Below are 20,068 nucleotides of genomic sequence, written 5' to 3' on the forward strand. Positions count from 1 at the left end.
GACGCGGGATAGAGTCCCGTCGGTGAACGACGCCTCCTTTCGTACCCGCCTACGTGAGTCCCCGGGCGTCGGCAAGCTCACCACTGTTCGTTTCGCCGGCCAGTTCGGTGATGGATTGTTCCAAGCCGCATTGAGCGGTGCCATCCTGTTCAATCCCGAACGCGCCACCAACCCCGCCGAGATCGCCGCCGGTTTCGCTGTTCTGCTCGTGCCCTACTCGTTGGTTGGCCCGTTCGCAGGTGCGCTGTTGGACCGCTGGGATCGTCGATCGGTTCTGTTGTGGGCCAATATCGTTCGCATCGTTCTCATCACCGCTACCGCCGGGCTTCTGTGTGCCGGGGTCGACGCCACGCCGCTGCTGCTGTTGGCTCTGGCCACCGTGGGGCTCAGTCGGTTCGTCCTCGCGGGCGCGTCGGCATCCTTGCCGCATGTGGTGCGGCAGTCGTGGCTGGTGCCGATGAACTCGGTGCTGGCCACCGTCGGCTCCGGTTTCGCGGCGGCCGGTGCGGGACTGGCGGTCGCAGTGATCGGTGCCGTCGGAGCGGGGGATCTCGGTTCGGGTGTCGCCGTGGGGCTGGCCGCGACCGGCTCGGTGGTCGGTGCTGTTGCGGCCGGACGGTTCGCGCCGCGGTCTCTCGGTCCCGATACGGACGATCGGCCCGGCAACCCGCTGAAAGATGTTGCCGCCGGCCTGAAATCGGGTGCCCTGGCGGTGTGGCGGTCGCCGGGCGTGACCACCGCGATGATCGGCATCGGGGCACACCGCATCGTGTTCGGCATCAACACCCTCATCATGGTGCTGGTGCTGCGGGAGAGCACGCAGAGTTCCCTGCCCGGCGGCCTCGCCGGCTTCGGCATTGCCGTCGGAGCCACGGCCACCGGAATGTTCCTCGCCGCCGTCATCGCCCCGTTCGCCGTCCCGCGGTTCGGCCGCACCCGCACCATCGCCACGGCCCTCGTCCTGGCCATCGCCGCTCAGGTCGGTGCCGTCTCCGGCCTCACCCAGACCAGTCTGCTGCTCGGAGCTTTTCTCCTCGGGATCGCCGGGCAGACCGTCAAACTCAGTGGGGACGCCGCCATGCAGATCGAGATCGACGACGCGCATCGTGGACGAGTCTTCGCGTTGCAGGACACCGTGTTCAACGTGGCGTTCGTCGGTGCCCTCGCCGCGGCCGCCTTCGCCGTCGGCCCCGACGCCACTGAGCTGAGCCAGGATCCCACTGCGCACGCGCTGGTGTTCGTCGGAGCAGGGATCTACGCCGTCGGCTTCGTTGCAGCGGTACTCAACACGAGGCGCGCACCGCGCTGACGTGGTGTATCTTCCCGTATCGGACCGCTAGGTTTCGTCGGACAACACGGGGGCACCGCATGCATGGCCGCACGACGTCGCTCGGCTGCATCATCGCGGTTGCCGCAGGTACAGCCGTTCTTGCCGCACCCCCCGCGTACGCGGCCCCGCCGCCGCCGGTGAATTTCTGTGGAGAAACCGGATTCGACCCCAGGGACTACCCACCAGAGCCCGTCGGGCCCGGCAATCCGCCGCAGCTGCCGCCGTTGCCGGATCGTGTGGTGATCCCCGTGCCGTATCCGTCGATCGAACTCGTGCCGGTGCCCGACCCGCCGCCGAACAACACCCGTGTCCAGGCCGAGCCGTCGACCGACCCGTGCGCGGACCCCTGCCCCGACCTCACCGACGCCACGGAGTCGCCCACCACCGGCTCGGCAGACCATCTGCCGTTCCCTCGGATCGAGCTCGACCCGCAGCCCGAGACCCTTCCCATCCCGATTCCCGGCCCCGGTGGAACTCCGGGAACCCCGCCGCCGGCACCCGCCGTGACCGCGGCGGAGTCCGGGCCGACGACGGTACCGCCGGTGGCACCGGCCGTCGGACACGTCGAGGTGGTCTCGCAGCTGACCGGACCGGGATCGGAGAACCGCACCGACAAGCGCTGGCAGGTCGACGGCACCGACCTCGGCATCATGTGGGAGAGCAAGCCGGGCGAGGTCGCCGTCGTTTTCGGCGATTCCTTCGGCAAGGGTTGGGAATTCGGTGTGGTCGGAGGGAAGGATTGGCGGTCGAACGTACTGGGACACAGCACCGACACCGACCTGTCCGACGGTATGACCCTGGACTCGATGGTGCAGGACTCCCGCTGTCACGCAGCCGAACTCTTGCCCTCGCGCAAGATCAAGAATTGGGAGACCACGGTCATCCCCACGTCCGGGTTCGCGATCGACGACCGGCAGTACATGTCGTACATGTCCATCCGGCGCTGGAGCACGATCCCCGGCATGTGGTGGACCAACTACGGCGGCATCGCCTACTCGGACGACAACGGGTCCACCTGGGTCAAGGACGAACATGCCAAGTGGGACAACGTCTTCGGGTTCTCCAAGTTCCAGGTGTCGACGATGGTCCCGGCGGGGGAGTACGTGTACATGTTCGGCACCGTCAACGGCCGCGCCGGACAGGTCGGCCTCGCACGCGTCCCGAAGGCAGACGTGCTGAACAAGACCGCCTACCAGTACTGGGTGAACGGCACCTGGGCTCCCGTCGGATCGAACGAGGCCACCCCCATCGCCGACGGTATGGCCGGGGAACTGTCGGTCCATCACGACGAGGCCCGAGACCTCTGGCGAATGACGTATCTGGATCCGTTACGCGGCGATATCGTTCTGCGCGAAGCAAATTCACCGCAGGGCGAGTGGACCGCCCCGAGCACCCTGATCGATACCGCCGAGTACCCCAAGACCTACGGCGGCTTCATTCATCCGTGGTCGACGGCGAACGAGCTGTACTTCACCGTCTCGGAGTGGGACAGCTACAACGTCTATCTCGTCGAGGCCGAGCTTCGCTCGTCGTGAGTGGAAGCTCGTAGTGGGCTACGAAGTTCCGCGCACGTGCGCGGGACGCGCTACTGCGTCGGCCACCACTCGAGCAGCGCAGCTTCGGCGTCCTCACGTGAGAGTGGTCCTCGATCGAGGCGCAGTTCCTTCAGGTATTTCCAGGCCTTGCCCACGTCGGGACCGGCGGGGATACCGAGCAGCTCCATGATCGCGTTGCCGTCGAGGTCGGGACGAACCCTCGCCAGGTCCTCCTGCTCGGCGATGCGGGCGATGCGCTCTTCGAGATCGTCGTAAGTGGCTTGCAGGGCAGCCGCTCGACGCTTGTTCCTGGTGGTCGAATCGGCTCGAACCAGCTTGTGCAACTTGGGCAGTAGCTCGCCGGCATCGGTGGCGTAGCGACGCACCGCCGAGTCGGTCCACTGACCCTTGCCGTATCCGTGGAATCGCAGATGCAGGAACACCAGATGCGAGACGTCCTCGATCATCTTCTTCGAATACTTCAACGCGCGCATACGCTTTCGCACCATCTTGGCCCCGACGACCTCGTGGTGGTGAAAGCTGACGCCGCCGCCGGGCTCGTTTCGTTTGGTATCGGGCTTGCCGATGTCGTGCAGCAGTGCGGCCCAACGCAATACGAGATCGGGGTCGCCGTCCTCGAGATCGATGGCCTGCTTCAGCACCGTCAACGAATGCCAGTACACGTCCTTGTGCTGATGATGCTCGTCGATTTCGAGCTTCATGTTCGGCACCTCGGGAATGATGCGCTGAGCCAGACCGGTCTCGCACATCACGTCGATGCCCTCGATCGGGTGGGCACCGAGAATCAGCTTGTCCAGCTCCACCTGAATGCGCTCGGCGGTGATGCGGTCGATCTGATCGGCCATGTCGACGATGGCGCTGTGCACCCGCGGCAACAACGAGAAACCGAGTTGCGACACGAATCGAGCCGCGCGCAGCATCCGCAGCGGATCGTCACCGAACGATGTTTCCGGTGCCGACGGGGTATCGAGAACGCCCTCGAGCAACGCGTCCATGCCGCCGAGCGGATCGACGAACTCCTGCACGCCGTCGGCACCCAACTGCACGGCCATGGCGTTGACGGTGAAATCGCGTCGAATCAGATCTTCTTCGAGGCTGCTGCCGTACTGCACCTCGGGGTTACGCGAGACCTGGTCGTACGAATCGGTGCGGAACGTCGTGATCTCGATCTGCTGGCCGTCCTTGGCCGCACTGATCGTTCCGAACGCGATGCCCGTGTCCCACTGATGGTCCGCCCACCCGGACAGCAGCGTCTGAACGACCTCCGGCCTGGCGTCGGTGGTGAAATCCAGATCGGTTCCCAAACGACCGAGAACCGCGTCCCGAACGGACCCTCCGACGAGGTAGAGCTCGTGGCCCGCGGCGGCGAACAACGCGCCCAGCGGGGTCAATACCGGCGCGAGTTCACGCAACGTCACCGCAGCTGCAGCCAGCAACCTTTCCCGGCGCGCATCGGCGTGCTCGGGGGAAACGGAAGACAGGGACTGATCGGCCACGGTGGAAGAGCCTACTGGCGCAGTGCCGACCGGATCGTCTCGGCCATCGGCCACGGTGCGGCAAGCCGGAGCGGGGCGCCGAGGCAACTAGTATGGATCGGGTGTCTGCTGCCGAACGTGCGAACAGGAGCCGCCGCAACCCGCGGCGGCGTCAAGCACGCGCCGACACCGAAGCACCCAAGCTGCGGACCGTCCGAGAAACCTCTGCCGGAGGCCTGGTGGTCGACGGCCTCGACGGCCCGCCTGCCACCCGCTGCGCAGCCCTGATCGGCCGCACCGACCGGCGCGGACGCCTGCTCTGGTCCCTGCCCAAGGGGCACATCGAGCAGGGCGAAACCGCCGAGCAGACAGCCATGCGCGAGGTCGCCGAGGAGACCGGCATCCGCGGCACCGTGCTGGCGTCGCTGGGAAGCATCGACTACTGGTTCGTCACCGAAGGCCGCCGGGTCCACAAGACCGTTCATCACTATCTCCTCCGCTTCCTGGGCGGCGAACTGTCCGACGAGGATCTCGAAGTCACCGAAGTCGCCTGGGTACCGCTGAGCGAACTGCCGTCCCGACTCGCCTACGCCGACGAACGCAAACTCGCCGCCATCGCCACCCGCCTCATCGAGGACATGAACGGCGAGCAGGCAACCGGCGGCGACACGAACGCACCCACGCCCGGCGGGAAGTGATCGTGCGGGCCCGGAAGGTCGCTGCCGCCGCATTGACCTCGTTTTTCCTCGCTGCAGCGCCGGCCGTCGGCACCGCAGCACTGGGACCCCAACAGCTCCCTACTGCCACGGCGCAGCCAGATTCCGCCGGAGACATCAGCGGCACGACCAGCGCCGTTCCCGATACCCCGATGACGCAGGCCGGCGATCCGTTCCTGACGCTGAGCATCGACACGGTCGCACCCTCGACGGTCACCACCAGCAGCGATCCGTTCGTCACGGTTCGCGCGACGGTGAAGAACACCGGCGATCGACGCGTCGACGACGTCAGCGTGCGCCTACAGGGTGCGGCGGCCATCGACACCACGTCCGGTCTGCGGACCTCGCTCACCCTCGACCAGGAAAGATTCGACCGCGTCGGGACTTTCGTCACGGTTGCGGAGTCGCTGGAAAAGGACCAGAGCCGCCAGTTCGATCTGTCGATGCAGCTACGAAGCAGTACCGAGCCCTCCCTCGGGATCGACGCTCCCGGCGTTTACCCCCTACTTCTCAACGTCAACGGCACCCCCGAGTACGGCGGGACGGCTCGACTCGACGACGCCCGCTTCCTGCTACCCGTCGTGGGACTGCCGCGGAATCCCGGTCAGCTCGACCCCGCAGCGCCCGACGCGATGCCGCTACCCCCCAACACCCGGAATCCCGTAGCGATGACGGTGTTGTGGCCACTCGCCGACATTCCCCGTCTCGCAGCCGGAATCCCCGGTTCCATCGACGATCGAGTGCGTTTGATCGACGACGACCTGGCGACCCAGCTCGCCGCTGGTGGTCGGCTCGACACCCTGCTCAAAGCCCTGGAATTCGCGACGCAGCCCGGTCTCGATCCCGACGGCAAACTGGCGTCGAGCCTGTGCATCGGCATCGATCCCGACCTGCTGGTCACCGTCTCGAACATGACCCGCGGCTACCTCGTCGTCGACAACCCGGCCGATCCGGCCAGCTCCGCGCGGGAGGGCTCCGGCAGCGGGGCCGCAGCCCAGTGGTTGACGCGGCTCGAGGCACTGGCGTCGAACACGTGCGTGACGGCCCTACCGTTCGCTCAGGCCGACCTCGCCGCCGTCGCCGACATCGGTGATTCCTCGCTGCTCAGCAGTGCTGTCGCCGCCCCGGCCGACATCGTCGACGGCATCCTCGGCATCAGCTCGGTACGCGGTTTCACCTGGAGTGCCACCGGCGGCGTCGACGCGGGCGCTGCGGACGCGCTGAGATCGTCGGGAACCGGGACCGTCCTCGTGGCCGACAACAGCATCAGCCCACCCACGTCCTCGCCGACGTCTCTGCTGGTGTCCACCGATACCGCGCCGACCGCCGCCGATCCGACCGGCACCTTGGCCGCCACCCACTACGACTCGGCGACCACCGCGGCACTGGCCGGCGTCGGGACGACCCCGTCGACCCCGGCCTTGACCCCGGCGAATCAACGCTTCGACCTGGGCACCGACTCTCGCACCGCACGGCTGCAGGACGCCCTCGGTGCCATCAATTTCCACGCCCTCGTCGGTGCCGATCGACCCGGCCGCACGGTGACCGTCGCACCGCCGCAGTACTGGACCGCGGGAGGAGACGAACCCTCGGCAATCCTGTCGACTGTGTCCTCGCTGTTGCGTTCGGGCCTGGCGACGCCTCGTCCGCTGCCCGGCCTGATCACCGAGCCCCCCACCGGAATCCCGGTGACCAGCATCGATGTGCCGACCGATCTCGATGCGTCCGCCATCGACACGGTCCGAACGCAGAGCGCACGCGTGGACACCCTGGCGCAGTCGCTGGTCGAGGATCCCCAGTCCGCACTGACTCCGCGCCTGTACACCGCCCCGTTGCGAGAGGACATGCTCCGCGCCCTGTCGACCGCGGGTCGCGCCAGCGCCGAAGGCGATGACGCTGCGGCCATGGCACGCACCCGTCTCACCGCGACCCGCGTCGGACTCGACACCGTCTACGGATCGGTGACCGTGCTGGCTCCGGGCGGCGTCTACACACTCGCCTCCGAGCAGAGTCCGCTGCTGCTCGTGGCCCGCAACGACCTACCGGTGCCGGTCAACGTGCTCCTCCGAGTAGACGCGCCACCGGAGATGACGATCAGCGACGTCGGCGTGACCCAACTTCCGGCGCGCGGATCGCGAACCATCACCGTGCCCGCCGAGGTGGACGACAAACGCAATCTGTCGGTCGACTTCTCCGTCACCACCCTCGACGGCACCCGGCTCGGCGAGGTATCGACGGTGTCGGTTCGATCGAACGCATACGGTCAAGCTCTCGCGATAATTACCGCCTGCGCCGGCGCGCTCCTACTGTTGCTGGCAGGCCGACGACTCTGGCACCGATTCCGAGGACAACCCGACCCGGCCGACGAAGGGTACGAGAGACCATGACAGGCAATGTGCCGTACGACGGCGACCTGCCCCGGTCACGCATGCCCGCAGCGCAGGTGTTCCGGCGCACGACGCCCCCACGCCCCGCCCCCTGGGAGCGGCAACCACGACCCGAGATGCGTTCCTATCCGGCACCGCCCCCGCTCGACGGTCAACCGGCAGCGGACGACTCCGCAACTCAGCTCATCCCACGGTTCCGGGACGAGGACTACCCGCCCGCCGCGCCGTCGGGAAACATCCCTCCGCCGCAGACACCACCGGGCCACAACGAGTCACCACCGCAGCCCGAACCCAGACCTCAGAAGTCGTTGCTGGCCGCCTCCGGTTCCATTGCGGTGGCGACCCTCGTCAGCCGCATCACTGGATTCGCCAAGCAAGTAGCCATGACGGCCACCCTCGGCCCCGCCCTGGCCAGCGCATTCACCGTCTCGACGATTCTGCCGAACATGATCTCCGAGCTGGTGCTCGGTGCCGTCCTCGGAGCGATCGTCGTTCCTGTCCTGGTACGCGCAGAACAAGAGGACGCCGACGGCGGACGTGACTTCGTCCGACGCCTCTTCACCATTGCGGTCGCGCTGCTCGGCACCGTGGCGTTGGCCGCAACCATCGCTGCGCCGCTGCTGGCGCGTCTGATGCTCAACGGTGATCCGAAGGTCAACGAGGACCTGACCATTGCCTTCACCTATCTGGTATTGCCTGCGCTGATGTTCTACGGGCTCTCCGGCTTGCTCACGGCGGTGCTCAACACCCGACAGAACTTCAAACCCGGTGCGTGGGCACCGGTGTTCAACAACCTCGTGGTTCTTGCGGTGTTCGGCATCTACTTCCTGATGCCGGGTGAGATCACCGTCAATCCGGTCGACATGACGAACCCGCAGCTGTTGATCATCGGCCTCGGCGTCACCACCGGTGTCATCACGCAGGTACTGGCGCTGATCCCTGCGCTTCGCCGCGAGAAGATCGACCTGCGCCCACTCTGGGGGTTCGACGCGCGCCTGAAGAAGTTCGGCGCGATGGCAGCCGCAATCGTGCTCTACGTCGTCATCAGTCAGATCGGTCTGATCGTCGCCACCAACATCTCGTCGGGAGCCGACGACGCGAGCCCCACGATCTATTCCCAGGCCTGGATCGTGCTGCAGTTGCCGTACGGCATTCTCGGCGTCACGGTTCTGACGGCGATCATGCCCCGACTCAGTCGTAATGCCGCCAACGGTGACACGCCCTCGGTCGTCGACGATCTCTCCGTCGCCACTCGGCTGACGATGGTCGCGATGGTCCCGATCGTCGTGTTCTTGACGTTCGCGGGGCCGTGGGTGGGCGAGGCGCTGTACGGGTTCGGCAAGTTTGCGCCCGACGCCAACCGGCTGGGTGAGGCCGTGAGCTGGTCGGCGTTCTCCCTCATCCCGTACGCGCTGGTCCTGATCCACCTGCGCGTGTTCTACGCCCGCGAGCAGGCCTGGACGCCCACCTGGATCGTCCTCGGCATCACCGCCGTCAAGATCGGCCTGTCGTTGCTCGCCCCGATCGTCGCAACCGATCCGGAACAAGTGGTGCTGCTCCTCGGCACCGCGACCGGCCTCGGCTACACCGCAGGTGCCGTCATCGGCGGATACCTGCTGCACAAGAGCCTCGGCAACCTGCGGATGGCCAACGTCGGGAAGACTGTCTGGCTGGTTCTCATCGCCTCGCTGGCCGGCGGCGCAGCCATGCTCGCCATCGACCGGATCGTCGGATTCGACGCCATGGCGAACGGCTGGATCGGCAACTTCGTGCGCGTCGCGATGGACGCCGTCATCATGCTCGGCATCACGTTCTCCATCCTGTGGTTCGGCAAGATTCCCGAAGTACTGGCCGTCACCGTCGCGTTGAGCCGTCTCGTCCGCCGGGTCCTCGGACGGTCGGCCCCGCCCGAGCCTGCGACGTCCGGTTCGGTGCCGGATCCGGCTGCCGCGGAAACCAGCGTGATTCCTGTTATTCGAACCGAGCCCACATGGGACACTGCGCGGGATCGACTCCCGTACCCTGGTCAACGGCACCCGGGGGCAGACGCCCCTGCAGGTCGACCGCTTGTAGAACAACACGGGGCATATTCGCCTGAAGGAGTAACAGTGACCGACGACGATGTTGCTGGGGGGCCGGCACAGTCTCCAGCAAACGAAGCCGACCGAACGAGCGGCGGAGTCGAAGTCGACACCCAGGACCGCACCGAGTCCGTGAAGGCCGAGTCTGCTGCGTCGTCGAAAACACCCGAGTCGAAGACAGCGGACCCGAAAGCGCCTGATTCTTCGGAGAAGCCGAGCACACCCAGCACGCCTGAGTCGGCGGCAGCGTCGAGTGCCGAGGCCACCGAGAAGAAGGAAACCAAAGCGTCCGCTCCCAAGGATCAGACGATCGCGATCTCCAAGGCCGCGCTGGCGGCCAAGCCGTCCGACAAGACCGTCTCCATCTCGAAGGCGAAGCTGCCGGTCGACGACGCGAGCAAGGCCGAGCCGAAGACCGACAGCACACCGGTGGACGCGACGAAGAAATCGGCGGCAGTCGACACACCAGTAGCACCGAAGCCGACGACGGACAAAGCTGCCGAAAAACCAGCCGAGGACCAGTCCACCGCGGACGCCCCCGGGCGCACCCTTCGCGGACCGACGCTGATTCCCGGTGCTTCGGTGGCCGGGGGACGCTACCGCCTGTTGGCACCGCACGGTGGAGCTCGCGGGCTCAAGTTCTGGCAGGCCCACGACGTCAAGCTCGACCGCGAGGTCGCGTTGACGTTCGTCGATGCCGATCAGCAGTCCACGGCATCACCCAACGACCGCACTCAGGGCCCGCAGGCAATCCTGTCCCGGACGCTGCGCCTCGGCCGGATCAACTCTCCCGGTCTCGCCCGGGTGCTCGACGTGGTGCGCGGTAGCTCCGGCGGCATCGTCGTCGCCGAGTGGACTCCCGGTCGCTCGCTGCGCGAGATGGCCGATACGGTTCCTGCCCCCACCGGTGCCGCCCGTGCGATCAAGGTCCTGGCCGCCGCGGCCGAGGCTGCCCACCGAAGCGGCGGCGCACTGTCGATCGACCACCCCGATCGCGTACGCATCAGTACCAGCGGCAACGCCGTCCTGGCGTTTCCCGCGACTCTGGCGGACGCCGACTCCAGTTCGGACGTCCGTGGTCTCGGTGCCATGCTCTACGCCCTGATCACTGCACGCTGGCCGTTGTCGGACACCACCGGAGAAGCCGTCGTTCCCGGTGACGCGGCATCCCTGCGCAGCGTCGGCGGCATGCGTCCGGCCGATCGGGACGACAAGGGTGCGCCGCGCGAGCCTCGCGAAATTCGCCCCGACGTTCCGTTCGAGATCTCTGCCGTCGCGGTACGAGCGCTCGAGCAGAACAGTGGCATTCGCACCGCCGCGACGGTGCAGCACGTTCTCGATCAGGCCGCGGTGGTCAACGACAAGACCGACCTGATGCCGGCACTGCGACTGGGCCAGCGTGCCCCGGGAGCCAGCGGTCACTCGCTCGCGGACCCGGAAGAGCTGGCCGCAGAGAAGGCGAAGTCGACGCGAACCAACATCGCCATCGCCGTTCTCGGCGCTCTGACGGTGCTGATTCTGGCGTTCGCCGGCTATTGGTTGTTCACCTCCATCGCGGGCGACAACACCGATGCGCCGCTGGACAGCCAGGAGTTCGGACTGACGACCCCGGCTGCCGCACCGCCGGCCGGCGACACCGCTGCGCCCCCGGCGCCGACGGGAGGGCCCGTCGCGATGAGCGATGTCAGCGTCTTCTCCCCACAGGGGTCTGCAGACAACCCGGGCACGGCATCGAACGTGATCGACAACAACCCCAGCACGGCCTGGACCACCGACTCCTACTTCCAGCAGTTCCCGGCACTGAAGAACGGTGTCGGACTGCTCGTCACCATCCCGTCGTCGACGTTGAAGAACGCGTGGATCGAATCGACGTCGCCGGGAACGGTCGTCGAGATCAGGTCCGCTCCCAACGATTCACCGAGCCTCGGCGACACCACGCTGCTCGGTGAAGCCACTCTGCAGAACGGCCGCACCGACATCGCGCTCGACGGCACCGAACCCACCGGCAACGTCCTGGTGTGGATCACCTCCCTCGGAGAGCAGGGTGGCCGCATCGCTACCTCGATCTCCGGGATCGGTTTCGACACGTAAAACCGGCGATACAGAGGCAAATCGCGTTCGTTTCGTACTTCGCGGTATCGATGGCCTAGGCTCCCCCCAATGCGTTAACACGGGGGGGAGCCGTTTTCGTATGACCGAACGTATCGATTCGGCGCTGGGGGAGCGCACGGATGCGGAATTGTTGGCTGCTCATGCAGCCGGTGAGCCCACCGCATTCGCCACGTTGATCCATCGCCATCAGGAACACCTGTGGCTCACGGCACGCCGCACGAGCTACACACCCGAGGACGCATCCGACGCGTTGCAGGAGGCGTTGCTCTCCGCGCATCGAACGGCCGGGTCGTTTCGCGCGGACGCTGCAGTCCGCAGTTGGTTGCACAAGATCGTCGTCAACGCGTGCCTCGATCGCATTCGCCGAAACAAGGCACGTCCGTCGGTTCCGTTGAGCGAGAACGAGAGTCACGAACCGGTGTCGCCTCGGGACCGAATCTCCGAATCCGAGACCAGCATCCTCGTCCGACAGGCCCTGATGACGCTGCCGCCCGACCAGCGAGCGGCGGTGGTCGTCGTGGACATGGAGGGCTACTCGGTGGCCGACGCCGCAGCGTTGCTGGGGGTTCCCACCGGTACCGTGAAGAGTCGATGCGCTCGCGGCAGACTCAAGTTGTCGACGCAGCTCGCATACCTCAAGGACGCAGGGAACCGAATCTAGACCCCTCGCGTCTAAACCGTGTGAGAGGGAAAGAAGACTCGGCGAAGGGAGGCAGGAACGTGTCGTCGAACACCGACGCTCTACCCGGTGCCCCGTTCTCACCCGAGTTGCTGGCCGATCTGCATGCAGATGCGCTACCCGAGGATGTCAGCAGTCGGCTGTGGCCGTTGGTGCGTGCCGACGCCGAGGCGATGCGAATACTGGCGACACTGGACACCGTCACTGCTCGGCTGCACGAATTGGGCGAGGATCCGAAGGGCACGATGCCCGTTCCCGCCGACGTCGCCCGGCAGATCGATCGCACCCTCGAGACCCTGGCCGACACAGAGTCGGCGGACCGTACCGCCGATGTCCTTCCGCTTCGCAGACCTCCACGTAGCGCGCGTACACACCGGCACATGATCGTCGGAATCGCCGCTGCTGCAGCACTTCTCGCGGGTGGTTCGGTCACCTTCGCCGCCGTCCTGCACAGCCCGGGCACGTCGGATCCCGTCGTAGCCGAGCCGGGGACCACGCCACCCGACTCGTCCCTCGTTCTCGATTCCACCGATCTCGACTCGAACGTCGCGTTCACCGTCATCGGTAAACGAGACTCCGGCAGCCTGTCGGATCCGGCAGACCTGGCCGCGTGTCTCGACGCCAACGGCGTGGACCCCGCCGCCGCCGTTCTCGGATCCAGTCAGGTTCGAATCGACGGCCGACAGGGAACTCTCCTCGTCCTCGCCGGGGCCGGGCCCGCGCAGTTCATCGCTCTGGCAGTGGGCAACGATTGCCGCGGCGGCAATCCCGACGTCCTCACGCGTCGCGATATCGGCTGACACATCTCTCACCGGGGAACAACTGCCTCTAGGGTGGTGTTGACCAGATGTACGTCGATAGGCAGTGCTCAGTGCACTTTCGCGTCGACGCCAAGAACACGCCGCACAAGATCGGAAGGTCTGCATTGAGTACCCCCAAGGTTCACGATCTCATCATCGTCGGCTCGGGACCGGCCGGATACACCGCCGGTGTCTACGCGGCCCGCGCAGAGCTGGAGCCCATCCTGTTCGAGGGAACCCAGTTCGGCGGTGCCTTGATGACGACGACCGAGGTCGAGAACTTCCCCGGTTTCCGCGAGGGCATCATGGGCCCCGATCTGATGGAACAGATGCGCGAACAGGCGCAACGTTTCGGTGCCGACATCCGCACCGAGGACGTCGAGGAGCTCGAGTTGACCGGGCCGATCAAGACTGTCTCGGCGGGCGGCGAGACCTACCGAGCTCGCGCGATCATTCTCGCGATGGGTGCAGCCGCTCGGTACCTCTCCATTCCCGGTGAGGAGAAGCTCCTCGGACGCGGCGTCAGCGCATGCGCCACCTGCGACGGGTTCTTCTTCCGCGACCAGGATATCGCCGTCATCGGCGGTGGCGACTCGGCAATGGAGGAGGCAACCTTCCTCACGCGCTTCGCCCGCAGCGTGACGATCGTGCACCGCCGCAGCGAGTTCCGCGCGTCGCGCATCATGCTCGAGCGCGCCAAGAAGAACGAGAAGATTCGCTTCCTCACCGACACCAAGGTTCTCGAAGTGCTCGGCGACACCAGCGTCACCGGCCTGTCTCTGGAACATGCAGTCACCGGCGAGAAGACGACTCTGGACGTCACCGGGATGTTCGTGGCGATCGGCCATGATCCTCGCAGCGAACTGGTCAAGGGCCAGGTCGAACTCGACGATGCCGGATACGTCAAGATCGCATCGCCCACGTCGGCCACTTCGGTCGAAGGGGTGTTCGCTGCCGGCGACCTCGTCGATCACGTGTACCAGCAGGCCATCACCGCTGCGGGTACCGGCTGCACCGCATCCATCGACGCCGAGCGTTGGCTGGCCGAGCAGGGCGACATCACCACCAACACACTCGAGCACGCCGATCAGCCGGTCGACGCTGTCAACGCCTGACCGGTAGACCCACCACCTGTTGCAGACCCACACCGAGGAGATTCACATGTCCGACGACAAGAGCACAGTCACAATCACCGACGCGTCGTTCGTCGACGACGTTCTGACCAGCGAGAAGCCCGTGCTGGTCGACTTCTGGGCCACCTGGTGCGGCCCGTGCAAGATGGTTGCTCCCGTTCTCGAGGAGATCGCTGCCGAGCACAAGGACAAGCTGACCATCGCCAAGCTCGACATCGATGCCAACCCGCAGGCGGCTCGGGACTTCAAGGTCATGTCCATCCCGACGCTGATCCTGTTCCAGGGTGGCAAGCCGGTCAAGCAGATCGTCGGCGCAAAGGGCAAGGCCGCGCTGCTCAAGGACCTCGAAGGCGTTATCTGACTCACCCACGCTTGGTGTGGATTGCCGCAGAAGCCTGTCTTTCTGCGACAATCATCTGATGTGCCGATGCTTGCGTCGGCACATCAGCGCATCGAAGTGCGTGTTGACCGTCAGGACGATCGAGAGGGTTTTTCCAGGATGCAGGAGCTCAGTCACGGCGATTCCGGACCCGCCGTCGCCGAGGTCCGCGGCACTCTCTCGGCACTCGGTTTCCTCCACGAGGCCGTGGTTCCGCCCGGCCCGATGGACGACGGCCACTGGACGGCCCCAGGATCGGTGTTCGACCGGGCCCTCGACGGTGCCGTGCGCGCGTTCCAGCAGCATCGCGGCTTACTGGTCGACGGCGTCGTCGGACCGGCCACGTACCGCGCCCTCAAAGAAGCGTCCTACCACCTCGGTGCCCGCACGCTGATCTACCAGCTGTCCGCTCCGCTGTACGGCGATGACGTCGCTACCCTGCAGACACGCCTGCAGGACCTCGGTTTCTACAACGAGCGCGTCGACGGCTTCTTCGGTCCAAAGACGCACGAGGGCCTGTCGTCTTTTCAACGCGAGATCGGTCTGGCACCCGACGGTATCTGTGGTCCGGCGACACTGCGTTCACTCGACCTCCTCGGAACCCGCGTCACCGGTGGATCGCCCCACGCGATGAGCGAGGAAGAACTCGTACGCAAATCCGGCCCACAGTTGACGGGTAAGCGAATCGTCATCGACCCCGATCTCGGTGGTGCCGACACCGGCCGCATCGTCGACGGCACATTCGGACGCGTCTCCGAATCGGAAATTCTGTGGGATCTGGCCAGTCGTCTCGAAGGCCGAATGGCGGCGACCGGAATGGAAACGTTCCTCTCTCGTGCACGGGGCACCAACCCGTCGGTGGCCGACCGCGCGGAGACCGCCAACGCCTGGGGCGCAGATCTGATGATCTCGCTGCGCTGCGCGTCGAGCACCAGTCCTGTGGCCAATGGAGTGGCCAGCTTCCACTTCGGTAACTCGCACGGATCCACCTCGATGATCGGCCAGGTCCTCACCAGCTACGTGCAACGCGAAATCGTGGCTCGCACACCACTTCTCGATTGCCGCAGTCACGGCCGCACGTGGGATCTGTTGCGGCTCACCAACATGCCGACCATCCAGATAGACCTCGGCTACCTCACCAACGAATCCGACGTCGAAGTACTGAGCGATCCGCGATTCCGCGACATCATTGCCGAAGCAATCCTGATCGCCGTCAAGCGGTTGTACCTCCTGGGTCAGGACGACCAACCGACCGGCACGTTCACGTTCGCTGAACTACTGGCCGAGGAACTCGCCGCCGCCGACCGTCCCTGATCGACGGGCCCCCGCGCCACCGGTCGGAGCCCGTCGTTCAGCGAACTCCGACCGTCGACTTCTGTTCGATGTCGACCACCGAGATACTCGCCGCCACCAGCAATTGCTCGAGCGCCGATTCGACGTCCTGCTTCCACCCGTGATCGCGATCCAATTCGAGGCGGAGTCTCGGGAACCTGTGATGCGGTGCCACCACCTCGAAGCCGACCTTCTCCAGAAAGTCGGCGTCGATCATGCATGTCGCAGCCGAGCACGTCGCATGTGCCGTCGCGTTGGGAATTGCCGGCGACGCGTCGTCCGCATTGTGGCGAATGCCGAAGGCCTCCAAGGCACGAACACCACGATTGACGAGATCGCCGACCACCGCCTGAATCAGGGTTGCCGAGTGCAGATCCGCATCGGCCGGGGAGTCGATACGAAGCTGGGTCAGTAGGACCGCGTCGGGACTGACGGGCGAAGTAGGGAAGGTCGACGCCCGAGGAACTGCGCGGGGCGGGCAGTACAGCGCACACCCGATCGTGTTGCCGTCCACGGACAACAGCTGCCCGCACGATCCCCACTCGAGCATGATCGTCGACAACCACACCTCGTTCTCGAATTCGAGGTCCAGCGCCGCGCCGTCGGACGTGGGATCGAGGACCCAGAAGCTACACCGCCGAGAATGTGCCGGCAGATGTTCGAACGAGCCGAGGGTCACTCCGGTCACCATCGCCGACACCGCGTACCTCAGCCTCCGTGCAGTCGTTCCACCGCTCGATTCTCGGTGGGGAGCCGATTCTCTCCTCGACCAGGATAGGCGACGGGGTCGCGCTACCTGGTGATCGGGGAAGATCCTCGAAACCTAGTGCATCACAATAGTTTTCGATCCAACTTGCCGTTTACGGGACCACTCGTCGTCGATATACGTCACAGTGACGTTACGCCCTGTTATGACTGGTCCTGAAAAAACGCGGCTACTTTTTCTTCTGAGCTTCCATCATCTCGACGATTCTCTGAAGGTCGTCGACCGACCCGAATTCGACGACGATCTTGCCTTTTCGCTTACCCAGACTCACTGTCACCCTCGTATCGAACGAATCCGAGAGGCGATCGGCCACATCCTGAAGGCCGGGCATCTGGATCGGCTTGCGCTTCGCCGCCGGTTCGGGGGACTTACCGTCCTCGCGATTGGCCAGAGTGACGGCTTCTTCCGTCGCTCGAACCGAGAGACCCTCGGCCACGATGCGCGCAGCCAACGATTCCTGTGCATCCGATCCCGCGTCCAACGACAGCAGTGCGCGTGCATGTCCCGCCGACAGAACACCGGCTGCGACACGTCTCTGTACCGGAATCGGCAACTTCAGCAGACGGATCATGTTGGTCACCACGGGGCGTGAGCGACCGATCTTTGCCGCGAGCTCCTCGTGCGTGACATCGAATTCCTCGAGCAGCTGCTGATATGCGGCCGCCTCTTCGAGAGGATTGAGCTGTACGCGATGGATGTTTTCGAGCAGTGCGTCGCGCAGCATTGCGTCGTCTGCGGTTTCCCGGACGATCGCGGGGATCTTCTCCAGGCCCGCTTCCTGGCTCGCGCGCCACCGCCGCTCGCCCATGACGAGTTGATACTTGGCATCTCCTGCAGCCGCAGAACCGGATACGAGACGCACCACGATCGGCTGCATGAGGCCGAATTCGCGAATCGAGTGCACCAGTTCGGCAAGGGATTCGTCGTCGAAGACGTGCCTCGGCTGCTTGGGATTGGCCTCGATTCGGTCCGGCGAGATCTCCCGATACACGGCACCGACAGGGGAGAGGTCGTCCCCGTTCAGCACCGGCGGCGTCGGAGTAGGCGCCGTTGCGGTCTCTGTGGTGTCGTCGGACGCCGTTGCCCGCTTGGGCTTCGTCGACGTGTCCGGCTTGTCCTTGGCGTTGCGGTCGGCACCGATGATGACGTCGGCTGCTGCATTACCGAGGCGCGGTCCGGCATCGGGGCCCGTGGGGATGAGCGACGCGAGTCCGCGCCCCAGACCGCCCTTACGTGCTTGACTCATGTCCTACTTCTTTCGTGCGTCGATGCCGGCCGAGCGAGCAGCGAGCTCTCGTCCGGCGTCCAGGTAACTCATTGCTCCACGCGAACCGGGGTCGTAATCCAACACCGTCATGCCGTACCCGGGTGCTTCGGAGACCTTCACACTGCGCGGAATCACGGCACGCAGCACGGCATCGCCGAAGTGCTTCCGCACTTCCTCGGCGACCTGATCAGCCAGTTTGGTGCGGCCGTCGTACATCGTGAGGATGACGGTCGAGACGTGCAATTCAGGATTGAGATGGGACTGAACCAGCTCGATATTCCGAAGCAGCTGCCCCACACCCTCCAGTGCGTAGTACTCGCATTGAATGGGAATCAGCACCTCGGTGGCCGCCACAAGCGCGTTGACAGTCAACAGACCGAGTGACGGTGGGCAGTCGATGAGGATGAAATCGGCGTCGAGTCCGGCCAACTCCTCGACCGACAACGCCGTCTTGAGGCGTCCTTCCCGGGCCACCATCGAGACCAATTCGATCTCCGCGCCCGCGAGGTCGATCGTTGCCGGGATGCAGAACAACCGCTCACTGTGCGGACTCTGCTGGATCGCGTCTTTGGCCTTCACTTCGCCGATGAGCACCTCGTAGCTCGACGGCACACCGGAATGATGTTCGACGCCCAGTGCCGTGCTGGCGTTGCCCTGAGGGTCCAGATCCACCACCAAGACCGTCAGGCCCTGGAGCGCGAGTGCGGCTGCGAGGTTGACCGCCGTCGTGGTCTTGCCGACGCCACCCTTCTGATTCGCAATCGTCAGCATGCGGCGCTTCGCCGGCTTGGGCAACGTCACCGATCCCGGGTGAAGGACCTGACTGGCCCGGTGCGCGGCGGCCCCGATCGGGGTGTCGTCGGTCGAAATCGAGTTGGTGTACTCGAAGCCACTCGTCACCCCCGCCTTGTTGGCGGCTGCGTTCGACGACTTCTTCTTGGACTCTGTTTCACGTGAAACAGCGGGATCCGACCCACCCGACATATGTGCTCCTTAGTGCGGAACTGAATGTGTTCTACGTTCGATACAAACGGCGCGGGGCGATTCCCGCAATCGATCATCAGTGGCGACTGAGCCGCCGCGGCTCACGGACTGCCCTGACGACGATGGTGGGCGTCGGGAGAAGACCGACACCGCACTCCACGACCTCCAGCTTGCCAGCACCCATACGGGTGAGGGAAGTCCTGTCGCGTTCGATCTCCTCACTCGCGCTGGAACCCTTCAGCGCGAGCATCCGGCCGCGTTCGTGAACGAGGGGGAGAGACCATTTGGCGAGCTTCTCCAGCGGGGCCACAGCCCTCGACGTGACGACATCCGCACCGCCGGCTTCCTTCTTCACGCCGGGCTGTTCGGCCCGCCCGCGTACGACCAACACGTTGAGATCGTGCTCGTCGATGAACTCGGCCAGATAGACGGTTCTCCGAAGAAGAGGCTCGACGAGCGTCACCCGAAGATCCGGTCGAGCGATGGCAAGAGGGATGCCGGGCAGGCCAGCACCGCTGCCGATGTCGACCACAGTCTCGCCCTCGTCGATGAGCTCGCCGATCGCGGCGCAATTGAGGATATGCCGCTCCCAGAGTCGCGGAACTTCGCGTGGACCGATCAGCCCCCGTTCGACTCCGGCGGTAGCCAAGGACTCGTGATATCTCCGAGCGAGATCCAGTCGATCTCCGAACATCTGCTCGGCGACGGCCATCAACTCGGTGCTATCCGACGCTTCTTGTTCCACGTGAAACATCATCCCGTGCTCGGGCACGGATCGCCAAACGACACCTCTGTAAGTTGCTGAGATCGCGAGGTTCCGGGAGTTGGAGTCCCGATTTGCTGGGTGGAGCACACCAGGACCGCCGTCTGCGCACCCACTCCGATTCGACGGTTCATCCTGCCCGACACTTCTGCCTTCCGGAGTACGCCGGTGTTTCACGTGAAACCGAGCCAGGGCCCGACGGCTGGGGAGGCGACGGTTGCGTGTACTTCGAGCGACCGACCCGGTCTCCTCAGCGCGACCCGATGCACTCGCGCACCAATTGATATTGCCTAGGACTTCCCGGCCCG

General features: G+C 65.4%; 15 protein-coding genes. 10 read left to right on the forward strand and 5 right to left on the reverse strand.

Annotated elements, in window-relative coordinates:
- Nucleotides 1-22: 22 nt before the first annotated feature.
- Together CH285_RS25585 and CH285_RS25590 are read left to right on the forward strand one after the other, a co-directional pair.
- Entirely contained in the window at nt 23-1,309 is a 1,287-nt protein-coding gene (locus CH285_RS25585; protein WP_032389443.1) for an MFS transporter, read from the forward strand.
- A gap of 59 nt (nt 1,310-1,368) precedes the next feature.
- A complete protein-coding gene (locus CH285_RS25590) occupies nt 1,369-2,865 on the forward strand; it encodes a DUF4185 domain-containing protein (RefSeq protein WP_094642753.1) in 1,497 nt (498 codons plus the stop codon).
- Between the two features lie 50 nt (nt 2,866-2,915).
- On the opposite strand, the gene CH285_RS25595 is transcribed toward CH285_RS25590, so the two are convergent.
- The gene (locus CH285_RS25595; protein ID WP_094642754.1) at nt 2,916-4,382 is read right to left on the reverse strand and encodes a CCA tRNA nucleotidyltransferase; all 1,467 of its coding nucleotides are present in this window, start codon (nt 4,380-4,382) and stop codon (nt 2,916-2,918) included.
- Nucleotides 4,383-4,483: 101 nt separating this feature from the next.
- Here CH285_RS25595 and CH285_RS25600 point away from each other — a divergent pair, with 101 nt between their 5' ends.
- The 8 genes from CH285_RS25600 to CH285_RS25635 all read left to right on the forward strand — a co-directional run bounded on the left by CH285_RS25600 (nt 4,484) and on the right by CH285_RS25635 (nt 15,962).
- Nucleotides 4,484-5,059 (forward strand): NUDIX hydrolase, encoded by a 576-nt coding sequence (locus CH285_RS25600; protein ID WP_027495017.1) that lies wholly within the window; start codon nt 4,484-4,486, stop codon nt 5,057-5,059.
- 2 nt (nt 5,060-5,061) lie between these two features.
- Nucleotides 5,062-7,464 (forward strand): DUF6049 family protein, encoded by a 2,403-nt coding sequence (locus CH285_RS25605; RefSeq protein ID WP_255032275.1) that lies wholly within the window; start codon nt 5,062-5,064, stop codon nt 7,462-7,464.
- Entirely contained in the window at nt 7,461-11,636 is a 4,176-nt protein-coding gene (locus CH285_RS25610) for a murein biosynthesis integral membrane protein MurJ (protein ID WP_176458623.1), read from the forward strand. Before CH285_RS25605 ends, CH285_RS25610 begins: the two co-directional genes overlap by 4 nt.
- Before the next feature lie 100 nt (nt 11,637-11,736).
- Nucleotides 11,737-12,318, forward strand: coding sequence for an RNA polymerase sigma factor SigM (gene sigM, locus CH285_RS25615; RefSeq protein ID WP_045841535.1), 582 nt, complete (start codon nt 11,737-11,739; stop codon nt 12,316-12,318).
- A gap of 59 nt (nt 12,319-12,377) precedes the next feature.
- Entirely contained in the window at nt 12,378-13,136 is a 759-nt protein-coding gene (locus CH285_RS25620; RefSeq protein WP_032407746.1) for a hypothetical protein, read from the forward strand.
- 125 nt (nt 13,137-13,261) lie between these two features.
- Nucleotides 13,262-14,251 (forward strand): thioredoxin-disulfide reductase, encoded by a 990-nt coding sequence (trxB, locus tag CH285_RS25625; protein WP_032371600.1) that lies wholly within the window; start codon nt 13,262-13,264, stop codon nt 14,249-14,251.
- A 46-nt stretch (nt 14,252-14,297) separates the two neighbouring features.
- Nucleotides 14,298-14,630 carry a thioredoxin gene (gene trxA, locus CH285_RS25630; RefSeq protein ID WP_008711582.1) on the forward strand — a complete coding sequence of 111 codons (333 nt, stop codon included), beginning with the start codon at nt 14,298-14,300 and terminating at the stop codon, nt 14,628-14,630.
- Between the two features lie 138 nt (nt 14,631-14,768).
- Nucleotides 14,769-15,962 (forward strand): N-acetylmuramoyl-L-alanine amidase, encoded by a 1,194-nt coding sequence (locus tag CH285_RS25635; RefSeq protein ID WP_032371397.1) that lies wholly within the window; start codon nt 14,769-14,771, stop codon nt 15,960-15,962.
- Between the two features lie 37 nt (nt 15,963-15,999).
- On the opposite strand, the gene CH285_RS25640 is transcribed toward CH285_RS25635, so the two are convergent.
- From CH285_RS25640 to rsmG, 4 genes are all read right to left on the reverse strand, one after another.
- Nucleotides 16,000-16,680: a hypothetical protein gene (locus tag CH285_RS25640; protein WP_094642757.1), complete on the reverse strand. Its 681-nt coding sequence runs from the start codon at nt 16,678-16,680 to the stop codon at nt 16,000-16,002.
- 235 nt (nt 16,681-16,915) lie between these two features.
- A complete protein-coding gene (locus CH285_RS25645) occupies nt 16,916-17,992 on the reverse strand; it encodes a ParB/RepB/Spo0J family partition protein (protein WP_094642758.1) in 1,077 nt (358 codons plus the stop codon).
- A 3-nt stretch (nt 17,993-17,995) separates the two neighbouring features.
- On the reverse strand, nt 17,996-18,997 hold the full coding sequence (locus CH285_RS25650) for a ParA family protein (protein WP_027495008.1): 1,002 nt from the start codon (nt 18,995-18,997) through the stop codon (nt 17,996-17,998).
- Between the two features lie 76 nt (nt 18,998-19,073).
- The gene (gene rsmG, locus CH285_RS25655) at nt 19,074-19,751 is read right to left on the reverse strand and encodes a 16S rRNA (guanine(527)-N(7))-methyltransferase RsmG (RefSeq protein ID WP_032371601.1); all 678 of its coding nucleotides are present in this window, start codon (nt 19,749-19,751) and stop codon (nt 19,074-19,076) included.
- Between the last annotated feature and the right edge of the window lie 317 nt (nt 19,752-20,068).

It is taken from the genome of Rhodococcus sp. 05-2256-B1, assembly GCF_002258465.1.
Lineage (GTDB): Bacteria > Actinomycetota > Actinomycetes > Mycobacteriales > Mycobacteriaceae > Rhodococcoides > Rhodococcoides fascians.

Bases quoted from the DNA above. Each gene is read 5' to 3' on its own strand.
- CH285_RS25650 (WP_027495008.1), bottom strand. From the start codon at position 18,997: ATGTCGGGTGGGTCGGATCCCGCTGTTTCACGTGAAACAGAGTCCAAG.
- CH285_RS25590 (WP_094642753.1), top strand. From the start codon at position 1,369: ATGCATGGCCGCACGACGTCGCTCGGCTGCATCATCGCGGTTGCCGCA.
- rsmG (WP_032371601.1), bottom strand. From the start codon at position 19,751: ATGTTTCACGTGGAACAAGAAGCGTCGGATAGCACCGAGTTGATGGCC.
- sigM (WP_045841535.1), top strand. From the start codon at position 11,737: ATGACCGAACGTATCGATTCGGCGCTGGGGGAGCGCACGGATGCGGAA.
- CH285_RS25635 (WP_032371397.1), top strand. From the start codon at position 14,769: ATGCAGGAGCTCAGTCACGGCGATTCCGGACCCGCCGTCGCCGAGGTC.
- CH285_RS25645 (WP_094642758.1), bottom strand. From the start codon at position 17,992: ATGAGTCAAGCACGTAAGGGCGGTCTGGGGCGCGGACTCGCGTCGCTC.
- CH285_RS25610 (WP_176458623.1), top strand. From the start codon at position 7,461: ATGACAGGCAATGTGCCGTACGACGGCGACCTGCCCCGGTCACGCATG.
- trxA (WP_008711582.1), top strand. From the start codon at position 14,298: ATGTCCGACGACAAGAGCACAGTCACAATCACCGACGCGTCGTTCGTC.